The 13,490-nt window shown below is 40.5% G+C and carries 14 protein-coding genes, 1 tRNA gene and 1 pseudogene; 9 read left to right on the forward strand and 7 right to left on the reverse strand.

Annotated elements, in window-relative coordinates; translation table 11 throughout:
• Nucleotides 1-386: 386 nt before the first annotated feature.
• Nucleotides 387-953, reverse strand: coding sequence for a hypothetical protein (locus tag F952_RS05300; RefSeq protein ID WP_004923570.1), 567 nt, complete (start codon nt 951-953; stop codon nt 387-389).
• 91 nt (nt 954-1,044) lie between these two features.
• Nucleotides 1,045-1,311: pseudogene (locus F952_RS05305) on the reverse strand (Fic/DOC family N-terminal domain-containing protein); the annotation flags it as partial.
• A 365-nt stretch (nt 1,312-1,676) separates the two neighbouring features.
• Between F952_RS05305 and F952_RS05310 the strand changes: the two are divergent.
• The gene (locus F952_RS05310; RefSeq protein ID WP_004923576.1) at nt 1,677-1,955 is read left to right on the forward strand and encodes a hypothetical protein; all 279 of its coding nucleotides are present in this window, start codon (nt 1,677-1,679) and stop codon (nt 1,953-1,955) included.
• Between the two features lie 188 nt (nt 1,956-2,143).
• Here F952_RS05310 and F952_RS05315 read toward each other — a convergent pair whose 3' ends face one another.
• Both F952_RS05315 and F952_RS05320 read right to left on the reverse strand, forming a co-directional pair.
• Nucleotides 2,144-2,473, reverse strand: coding sequence for an integrase arm-type DNA-binding domain-containing protein (locus F952_RS05315; protein ID WP_011182782.1), 330 nt, complete (start codon nt 2,471-2,473; stop codon nt 2,144-2,146).
• Between the two features lie 111 nt (nt 2,474-2,584).
• A tRNA-Ser gene (locus F952_RS05320) sits at nt 2,585-2,674 on the reverse strand.
• A 122-nt stretch (nt 2,675-2,796) separates the two neighbouring features.
• Between F952_RS05320 and F952_RS05325 the strand changes: the two genes are divergently transcribed.
• Nucleotides 2,797-4,677, forward strand: coding sequence for a potassium transporter Kup (locus F952_RS05325; protein WP_004923580.1), 1,881 nt, complete (start codon nt 2,797-2,799; stop codon nt 4,675-4,677).
• Nucleotides 4,678-4,752: 75 nt separating this feature from the next.
• On the opposite strand, the gene F952_RS05330 is transcribed toward F952_RS05325, so the two are convergent.
• A complete protein-coding gene (locus tag F952_RS05330) occupies nt 4,753-5,148 on the reverse strand; it encodes a hypothetical protein (protein WP_004923585.1) in 396 nt (131 codons plus the stop codon).
• Between the two features lie 311 nt (nt 5,149-5,459).
• Between F952_RS05330 and F952_RS05335 the strand changes: the two genes are divergently transcribed.
• Nucleotides 5,460-6,482 carry a DNA/RNA non-specific endonuclease gene (locus F952_RS05335; protein WP_004923587.1) on the forward strand — a complete coding sequence of 341 codons (1,023 nt, stop codon included), beginning with the start codon at nt 5,460-5,462 and terminating at the stop codon, nt 6,480-6,482.
• Between the two features lie 82 nt (nt 6,483-6,564).
• The gene (locus F952_RS05340) at nt 6,565-6,810 is read left to right on the forward strand and encodes a hypothetical protein (protein ID WP_004923589.1); all 246 of its coding nucleotides are present in this window, start codon (nt 6,565-6,567) and stop codon (nt 6,808-6,810) included.
• 14 nt (nt 6,811-6,824) lie between these two features.
• Here F952_RS05340 and F952_RS05345 read toward each other — a convergent pair whose 3' ends face one another.
• Nucleotides 6,825-7,826, reverse strand: coding sequence for an AraC family transcriptional regulator (locus tag F952_RS05345; RefSeq protein WP_004923593.1), 1,002 nt, complete (start codon nt 7,824-7,826; stop codon nt 6,825-6,827).
• A gap of 104 nt (nt 7,827-7,930) precedes the next feature.
• On the opposite strand from F952_RS05345, the gene F952_RS05350 reads away from it, so the two are divergent.
• On the forward strand, nt 7,931-8,572 hold the full coding sequence (locus F952_RS05350; protein ID WP_004923597.1) for a sterol desaturase family protein: 642 nt from the start codon (nt 7,931-7,933) through the stop codon (nt 8,570-8,572).
• A 110-nt stretch (nt 8,573-8,682) separates the two neighbouring features.
• On the opposite strand, the gene hisF is transcribed toward F952_RS05350, so the two are convergent.
• Entirely contained in the window at nt 8,683-9,441 is a 759-nt protein-coding gene (gene hisF, locus F952_RS05355; RefSeq protein WP_004923599.1) for an imidazole glycerol phosphate synthase subunit HisF, read from the reverse strand.
• A gap of 113 nt (nt 9,442-9,554) precedes the next feature.
• Here hisF and F952_RS05360 point away from each other — a divergent pair, with 113 nt between their 5' ends.
• From F952_RS05360 to F952_RS05375, 4 genes are all read left to right on the forward strand, one after another.
• Nucleotides 9,555-10,505: a homoserine kinase gene (locus F952_RS05360; RefSeq protein ID WP_004923602.1), complete on the forward strand. Its 951-nt coding sequence runs from the start codon at nt 9,555-9,557 to the stop codon at nt 10,503-10,505.
• Between the two features lie 12 nt (nt 10,506-10,517).
• Entirely contained in the window at nt 10,518-11,144 is a 627-nt protein-coding gene (locus F952_RS05365; protein ID WP_004923606.1) for a DUF1294 domain-containing protein, read from the forward strand.
• A 37-nt stretch (nt 11,145-11,181) separates the two neighbouring features.
• Nucleotides 11,182-11,577, forward strand: coding sequence for a DUF4870 family protein (locus F952_RS05370; protein WP_004923607.1), 396 nt, complete (start codon nt 11,182-11,184; stop codon nt 11,575-11,577).
• Between the two features lie 220 nt (nt 11,578-11,797).
• A complete protein-coding gene (locus tag F952_RS05375) occupies nt 11,798-13,456 on the forward strand; it encodes an ATP-binding cassette domain-containing protein (protein ID WP_370458624.1) in 1,659 nt (552 codons plus the stop codon).
• Nucleotides 13,457-13,490 lie beyond the last annotated feature (34 nt).

A 13,490-nucleotide genomic window follows, 5' to 3' on the forward strand; every position in this document is an offset into this window, starting at 1 on the left:
TTTAGTGATTTAGTGATTTAGTGATTTAGTGATTTAGTGATTTAGTGATTTAGTGATTTAGTGAAAAAGTGTCAAAGAAAATGTCAAGATTTTTGTGATTCTATGTGCTAGGTGGAATATTGATTTTAGTTATTATGAACTTAAGAATGTGTGGTCTTTATGTTGAAATATTGACACGATCACCATGATATGTGGATAGCGTAAACATGAGAAGCCTCTCTAAATTATAAAACACTATGCTTTTTAAATTAGTTTAGGCTTCATTAAATGTTGTAAATTAATTTTTAGTCATGTTGAGTTGTCTTAACTACATTGACTTGTGCAATAACTTCATTTAAAGGAACTGTATCTATAGGATCAGTAGTTTTATCAGTCAAATAGGATAGTTAACGCAACATCTGAAAACTTTTAACAGGAGTTTCACGTCCATTGTCTTCATACTCAAAGAACTGGTAAGAACATCTTTTATTCATAATTGTAGGACGTACACCGTAATTTTTGTTTGACTCTAAGCTCACTTTAAAAAACCTTCTTTTACAGGTGAAGTACACATTATTACTTCCATATGACTGAACTGTTTTGAACGAAAGACTCACGACAAAAGGTTTTCCAGCAGGAACTTTATATTCAGCATAGGTAGTATCATTTGTGGGAGGAAAGGGCATTCCAATGCTTTTACGTTCGTAATCGACAGAGTTCAAACCAGTAATTTTTCGGTCCGTTGATAAAGATCCAGCATTTTTATCACTCTTAGCTTCAATGAAAGTTGAGGCATTAGGGTAGATGCTTATTGATCCGCTATCATCAAAAAAAGCTCTAAGATTGGCAATTTCACCAGTTGAGGGTTCAATATATTTATGTTTTGAGTTCACTATGACATTATGGACTCCTTCCATTGCAATACATCCATGTAAGAAGGGAATAGTCAGTAATGGAATAAAGAATAAGCGCATTCTGTTACCTTAATAGTTTTGAAGAGTAAAAATATTTACTAAATATAAATTGGATTAAAAATCATTGATGGCAATTATATAATACAATTTTATGGGCTTCATTGTCTTGAGCATGCTGAAAGAGCTTATCTGTTGTCGTGACAATATTTTCAATTTCCGAACTATCTTTTGCTTCAAGTAAGGGAATAATGTTAATTAAAATGGTCGGGTTGGGAATTAGCTCACCTGCCTGCTTTAATTCAGCAAGTGCAACACGTGCCCCAATGCAAGCTTTTAAAAAGATTTTACTCTCCACATCTTGAGAAGGTGGAAAAATAGATAAATTATTATATGGTTGGTTGGCTTTCCATGAAGTCATGTTTATAAAACACTAAAAAAATTGATAACTCATAAGATAAAATTGTAAAAATTTTAGAATCTTAGGATTGGAGTTTTTAAAAGGCGTCGAATACTGATTAACGATTGAGAGTTCACCTTCTATATCCAAACAAACGATTTGGTCTGTAGAATCCTCAATGAATTTACCAAGTTTGCCCTACCAAAAGGTCGAAGTATCCATCATATTAATGTTTATTAACAACAATCGCATGCATCCTATCCTTTAGTCCATCATACTTAACAGTAAACCCAATACGTTCTAACTCTATTAATGGAAATTCTGTACCAGCATAATTTCTAGCAGCACATTCACCATTAGGATTCCGAAAAAGATAGGAAAAATTTATGCATGATTGGACACTGGTTTCCATAAATATATTGTGGAAGGAAGATAGTATTAAAATTTTATTTTATGATAGTTGTTCAAACCATAAAATTTTATATGTTAATGGATTTACGAAAATAGTCGTTCCTAAGTTAAATGAGTGGGAGCGGAGTATCTCTGTTTATGAAGTCAATGGACCAAATAAAATTAATGAATCCTGTTACAGTTTTTATATACATATGCAATCTGGAGATATAATAGAAATTGAAGGAAAAAATATAGAAATTATTGATAATTAATTAAATTGCTTTATTCCAACGCTATGCGGTGGAATGCTCAGCCATTTAAATTTTGGCTAAGAGACAAAATTTATTTTCATTGATTTTAAACCAATTATTCATTCGTAAGTAATTGGTTTTTTATTTGGCGGATTCAATAACAAAATGCTTAAGCATCCGCTGCCCTCTACTTGACACTAAGCAGGGTTCTATCTATGTGGCAGTAATTCTTCGATTTCTTTCATTTTATGCGCTGGTAACCTTGTAAGGACATCAGTTAAAGTATTTTGTTTTTTACTGATTGGGTGGCGATAGTTCATTCGCCAATATTTAGAGCCGTTCTTTTTGACCAGTAAATATAAACCGCCACCATCAGAATATTTTTTATCTTGTTCTGGATCGGCAGTCAGGTTTTTAATTGTTTTTGCATCTAATTTATTTGATTCTTTAGCCATAGTAATGACCTCAGTTGTTGGTACTTTTTCCAGCAAAAAAGAAAAATGAGCAGAAATTTTAATTTTTCGGTTTGATACCAACATAGTTGTTGGTATGCTACCGTTTTGCGCCGTAATGTATCAGACATAAAAAAAGCTCAATCTTTTTAAGATCAAGCTTTTTGAACTACGGTGCACGACCGTAAAAATCGAATTTGGCGGTGAGAGAGGGATTCGAACCCTCGATACGCGAAAACGTATACACACTTTCCAGGCGTGCTCCTTAAGCCACTCGGACACCTCACCAAGGCGAGCGATAATAGCGAATATTTTGTATTCTGCCAAGCAGGAAACAATTGATTTGAACAAAAAGATTTTGCTTGATGTTAATATTGCGGAAAAATACTGTTCCAAATTGAAGACAATATATGCAAAGTTCTGCAAAAAAAGTTGCGCTACCCGCGATGACTTTAGCCGCGTTAGGGGTTGTATTTGGGGATATTGGGACAAGTCCCCTATATGCCTTTGCTCAGACATTCACCAGTGCGCATGTGAATATCTCTGAAGCGACAGTTTTTGGAATTTTATCTTTAATTTTCTGGTGTATCACACTTTCCATCAGCTTTAAGTATGTGAGCATTGTGATGCGTGCAGATAATAATGGCGAAGGCGGTATCATGTCGCTTTTGGCATTATTACTGCGGATCAAGCAACTCGATTCCAACAAGAAAATTTATCTGATTGCGCTGGGTTTTGTGGGAGCATCACTTTTCTTTGGTGATGGCATTATTACACCCGCAATTTCAGTGCTTTCTGCTATTGAAGGTCTGAGTATTGCCACACCAGCCTTTGACCGTTGGCTCATTCCAATTGGCTTGGGTATCTTGACTGCGCTATTTATGGTGCAGCGCCACGGGACGGCCACCATGGGTAAGTTCTTTGGCCCAATTACGATGCTCTGGTTTATCTCGATTGGTGCACTTGGGCTGTACAGTATTATCCAGACACCACATATCCTATGGTTTATCAATCCGATTTGGGCAATTGAGTTTGCGATCCATCAGCCGTTTGTTGCTTTCGTTGCCATGGGCTCAGTAGTACTGACCATGACGGGCGGTGAAGCACTATATGCAGATATGGGGCACTTTGGGCGCATGCCTATCCGTCTGGCGTGGTTCATTGTGGTGTGTCCAAGCTTGATGCTGAATTATGCAGGTCAGGGCGCTTTGCTACTGCGTGATCCACAGGCTGTTTCTAATCCATTTTATTTGCTGGTACCAGAATGGGCACTGTTTCCCATGATTGGGCTGGCAACTGCTGCGGCCGTGATTGCATCGCAAGCTGTAATTACAGGTGTATTCTCAATGGTCAATCAGGCCATCCAGTTACGTTATTTACCACGTTTAACCGTCATTCATACGTCTGATGTTGAGCAGGGGCAGATCTATGTACCGTTTATTAACTGGGTACTGTATATCTCGGTATTTTTCCTGATTATTCTGTTTGAAAGTAGTAGTAATCTGGCCAGTGCCTATGGTGTGGCTGTCACCATGACCATGTTATGTGTCACCATTTTAATTTCTGTATTGGCCTATGGGGCCTGGGGATGGCCGTGGTGGAAAGTGACTTTGTTTGCAGTTCCTTTTCTGGCGTTAGATGGAATTTTTGTGGCGTCAACATCGCTTAAGATTTTATCTGGTGGCTGGGTACCATTTGTGATTGGTGTGGTGGTGTTTACCATTTTGATGACTTGGAAGCGTGGTCGCGAGATAGTCTTTAATCGCCTTGAAACAGATGCATTGCCTATTAGCCTGTTTATCAAGAGTATCGGCTCAAGCGCTGAAACACATTTTGTGCCAGGGGATGCAGTTTTCTTAACCGGTAATCCAAATATTGTTCCGCATGCGATGCTGCATAACATTAAACACAATAAGGTATTGCATAGCCGTAATATTATGGTGACGGTTTATACCGAAGATATTCCTTATGTGGCCAAAGAGCAGCGTGTTCAGTTAGAAAAAATGGATGAGCATTTTTACCGAATCTCGATGTATTACGGTTTCAAGGATCAGCCAAACATTCCACAAGCATTGGAGCAGGCTTATCAAGCGCTTGATCTTGAGTTTGACATGATGCAGATCAGCTTCTTTATTTCACGGGATCGTTTGATTCATACTGTGGGTGATGGCATGTCGCCTTGGCGAGAAAAGCTGTTTATTTCGATGCAGCGCAATACCAGCCCTGTAAGCGACTTTTATCAAATTCCACCAAACCGCGTGGTTGAGATGGGCAGCCAAATCGAAATCTAGACGCTATGACGACGCAAGTTAGCTCAGTAAAAAACCAAGGCAAAAGGCCTTGGTTTTTTATGGGTATATTAGATTTTATTCGGCAGCAGGTGGCATAGGTGCCTCTGGTGTAGGTACTGCATTTAAGTTTTGATCTTGAGGCTGCGCAGGTGCAGCTTGCTGTACAGGATCATGTGGAGGCTGTGGTGCATCATGTGCCGCTGGTGCTGGTGGCGCCAAAGGTGCATCCGCAGGAGCCATCGGTGTCTGTCCTGCCGTTTGTGGGGCAGTTTGCTGGTCTGGAATCAGTTGCACTTTGCCACTATTGACCAGTTCTGCCAGTGAACCTGGCTGACCATTAATAGTCGTAGTTACTTTAACTTGAGACAAACTTTCAAGTGTTTCACCTGCTTGTACAGGCGCTTCTGCGAAAGCAGCCATACTTAATGTTCCTGAAGCGAGTACAGCAGCACAAAGTAATTTAGCGTACATAAGACCTTCCTGTTTTAATCATCATTTTGATTTGATATGGCAGTTACCATGTCATAGCCACTATAGAATTTTCAATCAAATATACGAATTGAGACGATTCTTAAAGACAATCATAAAACTAAAACGACAAACTGTTACGCATGTCGTTTGTTTTTTGAGCAAATTGTGTTGCTGCTTTAACCGATCGACGCGGAGCTTGATATACAGCCCAAACCAGGCTTGTTAAGCTTTTTCTTTTGGTTTTGATATGAAGCAGCGTGGCACGTAAACGAAGTCAGACACAGTCAAATTCATCTTGGTGGAATCGCTATATGGGTAAATTCATACTGGCGATTGTTGCCGTTGGAAGTTTTGCCATTGCATTTGGTGAGGGTAAAATTTCACAGTGGATCAGTCCGTTTAAAGAAAATTCGGGCTGTTTGAACCAGTTTTATCGGGAGGTTCCGCCTGTTCTGGTCAAAGGCAGTCTGCAAAGCAACAGCTATGCGTTATGCTTTAATGGTTTTAATGTCATGTATTCGGGTGTCTCCAAAACACCGCTCTGGTCGGCAGAGCATTTAACGCCGCAACGTCTGAGTACCAAGATCAAGCGTGAAGACAGTTTTCATGAAGAAACCCGAATTTCTAATGCATCGCATCGTGCGCTACTGAGTGACTATCGTGGTTCTGGTTATGACCGGGGGCATATGTCACCAAATGGTGATATGAGTGATACCAAAGCACAGCAGGACAGTTTTTCGCTCGCCAATATGGTGCCGCAAGCGCCTAAAAATAATCAGCATATCTGGCGTGAACTGGAAGAAGCAACGCGTGCCCTTGTGGTTAAGCAAAAGCAAGATGTGTTTGTGGTTACTGGACCTGTGTTTGAAGGTAAACGTCTTAAAACGATTGGTCGTGGTGTGATTGTCCCAACGGCCGTTTATAAAGCAGTGTACTTACCTAAAACAGGTGCGATAGGTGCTTATTATGCGCCTAATAATAACTCACTTGAGGTACGTGTGGTGAGTGTATGTTATCTGGAAGAGAAACTGGGAATTAATCTGTTTCCACAACTGACCGAACAGCAGAAGCGCAATGTTTACCGCTTGCCGCTCACTGCGGGGCAGGTCAAGCCAGCACAGCCATTGAGCTATGCGCATTGGGATGGAGAGAGCCAGTGTGCAGAAGATATTAAGCCTGAAGGTATTGAGGCGACACAGAAAGCATTTAAACAACAAACCACTGAATCGGGCAGCTCGACATCAAGTACAGGGATTGATGAGGAAACCAAGCAAGCCCTGATTAAACAATTGGTCGAAGCGCTCATGCATTATTTCTTACAAATTTTGAGATAAATACAGCCCGTTCACCAGTTGCATAAACGTGCAAAGCTGTTCAAGCTGAAAGCACTAAAACAACGATAAGTACAGGATGAATATGTTTAAACCTTATGAAAATGATACAGAATCGACTGCAATAGAAGACTTAACCTTAGAAAATCAGACGGACTGTATCAACCTGTATGGTGATTTACAGATCACACGCGATCAGCATGGGCTACAAATCGCCAAAGAATTACAGGCCTTGTTAAATGCCATTATTGCAGAACTGGAAGCCGATCCTGCTTTGCCTGAAAAAATACAGCGAACTCCAGAAGGTGAGACTGATAATCCATTTAGCTAATTTATATTTGGTTTTTAATGGTTATCATGCTGTTCACGCCACTGTTGTGGCGTTGTACCGCTCCACAGTTTGAAAGCGCGTTGAAAGGCACTTTGTTCGGAGTAGCACAGTAATAACGCGATGTCACGTAGGCTTAGATGTGGATCCTTTAAATACTCGGTAGCGAGCATAAACCGTACCTGCTGTATTCTTTGCTGAAAAGTCATATTCTGCTGCTGAAGATGACGTTGTAATTGTCGGACTGATAATCCCAGTTGTGTCGCAATCTGATCAATTTGATAGTCATTTTTTTGCAGCCCCTTTAAAATGGCTTGTTGTAAACGTTGATCAAGCTGAGAAGACTGTGGAAGCTGCTGCAATAAAGCATGTGCTTGCTGCATAAGTAACTGTTGTAGCGTGTGATCGGCATTGCCAACCAGTTTATTTCGCTCATGAAGTGGAATCAGGATCTGGGTTTTGGCTTGAGAAAATCGTACACGACAGCGAAAATAACGCTCATACACCTGAGTATCTTTAGGTGCAGAATTGATAAAATGTACTTCGTGTAGCTGAATGGCATCTTGACATAGAAACTGCTGCAAAAACTGCACCATCAGTGCAATCGCAATTTCATCGGTCAGTTGGGTTGGGTGTAACTCAGGCTCTTCCCAGTGAATTGAAAAATAGCCCGAAACTAACTCAACTTTAAGTGGACTGCCATCGTAGATGAGACGATGCAAATCTTCATAGCGCCTAAGCGCTTCGCCCAGGCTTTCACAGGAAAGCGCGATGTAGGCCAGAATGCCCAAATGTTTGGGTTGCACGTATTCTGCAATTCTTAAGCCCAAACCGATTTGCGGGTGGCGTGCGTAAAGACGTTCCAGTAGATCACGCCAGATCACATAGTCGAAACGCTCAAGATTTTGTACAGCCAATAGATCATCTGGCACATCAAACTGCTGTGACTCGCAATACAATTTTAAAAGGTGCCCGAGTCCACCATACACCGATCCTGCATAATTTTTTACTGCGGCCATCCTTCGCATGCTCTTTGTCGTGTTATGTCAATGAACTATAAATAATCAGTCAATACATACCATAGAAAAATTCTTATATTCAAGTCAAAGGGAGGATCATCAACATGATAAAAGGTTTTGTCGCAGGACTGATTTTGGCCAATGGCTTTGAATGGGTGGCACACAAGTATTTGCTACATGGTGTACATCGCAAAGGAAAATCGCGTTTTAGTCCAACCCCTAAACAAATGCAGTCTCATTGGGCACACCATCGCGAAGTCCGTACAACGTCATTTGAGGACGAGTGCTATGTGCAAGGTATAAAAAGCTGGCGCACACGCAATGAATTACTGTCACTGGCTGTAGTAGGCGGGCTGTCCAGTGCTATGGCGTATCCTTTGTCTAAGGGTATGGCGCTGGCATTTTGCTATAGCGCAGGCAATTATTATTATGTGCATCGTCGCTCACACCTCGAACCAGAATGGGCAAAGCGCCGTATTCCATGGCATTATGATCATCATATGAACTCAAATCAGGATGCCAATTGGTGTGTGACGCGTCCTTGGTTTGATTATATTCTGGGAACCCGAATGGTGTCATCGGCAGATTTAAAAGAAGCCAATCCGTTAGGGTTACCTTTACCTGCACCGATGTCGAAACAATTAAGTGCAGTGATCGAACAGTTTTTTCCTGCCAAATGGGTCGAGCGTAACAAGCCTTGCATCGTGGCTTCAGCACAGGTTCAAAAAATTAATGCTGTTGCTTAAAATATTTTTGTTTGTTGATCATCAATAAAAAGGATCGCTTAAATTTATCTCGCGATCCACTATCGAAATGAGTCTACAGTGAGGGCATACAAATTGTATAAACTAAGTCCTTAGAGACGCATTTCGATGCCTTGTGCAGCCAAAAACTGTTTTGCTTCAGGAATGGTATGCTGACCAAAGTGGAAAATACTGGCTGCCAGTACCGCATCTGCACCACCTTTTAAAATCCCATCTGCCATATGCTGTAAATTCCCTACGCCGCCAGAGGCAATGGTGGGAATTGAAACACGGTTGTTAATTTCACGCATCAAGGCAATGTCATAACCTGCTTTGGTACCATCGGCATCCATACTGGTCACCAGCAGTTCGCCTGCGCCGTATTCTGCCATCTTCACCGACCACTCCAGTGCATCAATGCCCGTAGGCTTACGACCACCGTGGGTAAAAATTTCCCATGTGTTGTCGCCTGTTTTTTTAGCATCAATTGCAACCACAATACATTGGGCCCCAAAGCGTTGTGATGCTTCTTGTACAAACTCAGGATTAAACACGGCTGCCGAGTTAATGCTCACTTTATCTGCACCTGCATTCAGCAATAAACGAATGTCTTCCACCTTACGCACACCACCCCCGACAGTCAGAGGGACAAATACGCTTTCTGCCATACGTTCAACTGTACGATAGGTGGTATCACGACCATGATGCGTTGCAGTAATATCCAGAAAAGTAATTTCATCTGCACCTTGCTCATTGTAGCGACGTGCAACTTCAACAGGATCACCTGCATCACGAATATCTAAAAATTGCACGCCCTTGACCACACGGCCATTATCGACATCAAGGCAGGGAATAATACGTTTTGCAAGCATTGTGGCATCCAACAGTATGAGTCTAAATAAATAAATTTTCCGAGATTGCAGAGAATCTTGGTAAACTGCTTGGGTATTCTATCAAACTTATATTTGTTTCACGCAGGTTTTATATGTCGGTTTATACCCCGTTGAGTTTACAGGAAGTTCAAGCATTTGCATTGCCTTATGGATTAGAGGTGATTGACTTGATTCCAATTCAGGGAGGTATTGAAAACACCAATTACTTTTTGGTCGCAAACAATCAGCAACAGTATGTTTTAACGGTTTTTGAAGAGCTAGATGAGCAGGGAGCAAGTGAGTTGCCGCCTGTATTACAGCATTTGGGGCAGGCGCATGTGCCTGTTGCTGTGCCTTTAAATTATGAAGGCAAGTTTATCCATCGTATTGCGCAAAAACCTGCACAAATTGCACCACGTATTGCGGGTGAACATCCGATTCCATCGAATATTGCACAAGTCAAAAGTATTGCCGCTGCACAGGCAAGTTTACATCTGGCTTTGCAGAATTATTCTTTAGCGCGCTCAAACAGCCGTAACCATCAGTTCTGGACAGCCGTAGGTGAAAGCTTAAAACCCGTGATGTCTACAGAAGATCTGAATCTTTTAAATCAGGTGTATGTACAGTTTAATCAGCTTCGTGAGCAACATCCAGATTTGCCGTGTGGCTGGATTCATTCGGATATGTTCCGCGACAATACCTTGTTTGTGGGGGATGAACTGGAAGGTATCTTGGATTTTTCTGAATTAAATCAGGATGATTTTTTATTTGATATTGCGATTAGCATCAATGATTTTTGTACAGAATATCCAGAAGCATATTTAGACCATGACAAGCTACAGGCATTTGTAGATGCTTACCAATCTGTACGTAGCTTGACGCAGGATGAACACACATGTTTGCCCATTTATCTGGCGATGGCAGCCTGTCGTTTCTGGCTGATGCGTTTACAGGTAGCACAGCGTAACGCGCAGGAAGGCCGTATAGGTGATGATATTATGCAGAAAAATCCACTCGAAATGCGCAATATGCTGGTAGACCGTTTACAGGCAATGGCGAAATAAGGATATACGGATATGCGAGATCAGGGACGTTTGGTCGAGTGGTTTGATGACAAGGGCTATGGCTTTATTCAGCCCAATGATTCTCAAAAGGGCCGTGTATTTCTGCATATCCGTGATTTTGCACGTAAGGGGCCGCGTCCGATTGTTGGCTGTGCGCTTGAATATCTTGTGATTCTGGATGAACAAGGACGGCATCGGGCCATTCAGGTGGTGTATTTAAAAGCCCAGCAAGCACGCCCGACTCAACCCAAAAACAATGTAAATAAACCTAATCAGCCGAGTACATTGGCACCGATGCAAATTGCGTGTGTGCTTTATATTTTAGCGATTGCTGTATTGAGTTGGATGCATGTTTTGCCTAGCTATAGCTTTATTTTTATTGCTCTGATGAATGCACTCAGCTATTGGCTCTATGCCCAAGATAAAGAAGCGGCGCAACTGGGAAATCGGCGCGTGCCTGAGCAAAGCTTGCACATTGTTGCATTTTTGGGAGGTTGGCCAGCGGCTTGGCTGGCGCAACAGAAATTGCGACATAAAACACAAAAACAACCCTTTAGAAAGATTTATTTCTGTACCATAGTTTTAAACATACTTTTATTGTTGTGGTTCATTTCTCCTTTAAATGTCATATTGCATTAAAGGGAGCATGAAATAGAAAAATCAAAAAGGTGTCCTTATGAATCTTCCTTCAGAACAAATTCAATCCAATAAAACTTTAACGCTGGTCTTATATATTCTTTATATTGCTGCGATTTTTAGTGCAGGCTTATTAGCGATTGTGGCGCTGATTATTAATTATGTGAAACGTAATGATGTTCAAGGAACATGGCTTGCCAGTCACTTTACATGGCAAATCCGCACATTCTGGTGGTACCTGTTCTGGAATGTCATCGCCTTTGTTCCATTCTTCTTTTTATTTTTTACAGGTGACAATGACAATCTGTTTGCAGGAATCGCGCTTTCGGCCAGTACTTTCTGTGTCGTTGTGATTGGTTTGGCATGGGTCTGGATTGTCTATCGCGCTATACGTGGTCTGATTGCACTGAATGATAATAAGGCCATGTATCAGTGATAGATGCGGTTTTTAAGAGAATAAAGCGTGTGGGTTTGCACTCTTTATTCTGATGAAAAGAAGAATAAATACTCGATATAGTGGAACGGCCACAAAGCTGGGTTGATGGATGGGGCAATGTGGCCTGATTATATTACGACGAAATTAAAATACAACAATGCTGAAATTTCTAAATAAAATCGAACCATTACAGAGCTATATTTTTGCATGTAAACTTTCGATGCAACAGCACCCACGTCTTAAATGGAATTTTATTGGCATGTTCATGCTGGTGTTGCTGGCGGCTTTTTTTGAGACGTTATTTCCTTATTTAATGAAACTGCTGATTGATCAGGTTGAACAAAACCGAACGTTGCAGCTTCGTTCACTGTTTGAAATTAAACTGCTGTATTTGTTGGTGATTGCATATGCCACAGCATGGCTGATGTCCCAGTTACTGATCTGGTGTAAAAATTTGTACAGCATGGTCATGTCTGTCAATTTTGAAACATCCTTAATGGCGAAAGGTATTCAAAATTTTTTAGCGTTACCGAAACAAAAGCAGGATGAGATTGAAGCAGCCGCATTCATCACAGATATACAACGCGGTGGGTCGGCATTAAGTGAAATGACATTTTCACTTTTTATTCTGCTCGGGCCAATTGTATTGCAACTATTTTTTATTTTTGTGGTGTTATTTAAAATTATTAGTGGTGTGTTTGGTCTATTTTTCGTAATCGCAATTTTGATGGCATTTATTGCTTCATTCTGGATTAGTCAAAAAAGTAGCCATTTTTTTGATCAGATGTATGCACAAAGAAACAAGATTAATCAGACCATTTTAGAAAAAGTTTCGCATAGTTATGAAATTAAAATTAAACATGCTCAGCAATATGAACAAAATCGTCTTGAGCAGACTTTGGATGAATACCGGACAGTGATTAAAAGTACCAATATTCGTATTGGTATATTGATGATGGTACAGGTATTTTTAATTTTCTTGTTCTTGCTTGGGTTTATGTTATATACCGTTTATATTTCTCAAACTCAGCAAATCACCTCGGGTGATTTTGTTTTGATCAGCACTTATATTATTCAGTTAACCATGCCATTTTTGATGATTTCGCAAAGTCTGATGCGTGTAAATGGTAATATGGTGGCATTAAAAATTTACCGTCAGTATTTTAATCTGCCACATGAGCAATATCAGACTCAATCTGTAAGCAACAAAATTTTACCCATGTTATATCAGTTCAAAGATGCAACTTTAAACCTTGGCAAAAACAAGATTTCTCATTTTAATCTCAATATCCGTTCTAACACTTGTTATGCCATTGTGGGCCAGACAGGACGGGGTAAAACATCACTGCTGCATTATTTAATGGGAATTTCTAAAATTGAGTCTGGGCATTTATATTATAAAAATCTGGAGATTTCCAAAGCATTTTCAGTCGAGATATTTCAACAAGTCAGCTTTGTTGCACAACAGTCTGTGGTTTTTTCGGGCAGTTTAAGGGATAACTTGATTTACAACAGTGGTTATTCCTATACAGACGCTGAATTAATGCTATGGCTGGAACGGTTTAAACTGCAATCCATTTTAGAAAAAAATCAGCTTAAACTTAATGATGAGCTCGGAGATGTTTATAAAAACTTCTCTGGAGGAGAAAAACAGAGAATCAGTCTGTTACGCGCTATTTTAGCGAAGCCTCAAGTCTTAATTTTAGATGAGCCTACCTCTGCTTTAGATGCCGATACCGCCACACAGATCATGCTGCTGATTGTGCAACAGGTACCCAGTGTGATTATGGTGACACATGCCAAAGACTGTATTGCAATGGCCGATGAGCTGATTGATCTGGATCAGATTATGCTTAATGCAGCGATTCATTCTGCTTAAAAATAAACACGTCAATACACGTAAATAATCCGCA

Origin of the sequence: Acinetobacter baylyi DSM 14961 = CIP 107474 (assembly GCF_000368685.1) — a bacterium.
In the GTDB taxonomy this organism is placed as follows: domain Bacteria; phylum Pseudomonadota; class Gammaproteobacteria; order Pseudomonadales; family Moraxellaceae; genus Acinetobacter; species Acinetobacter baylyi.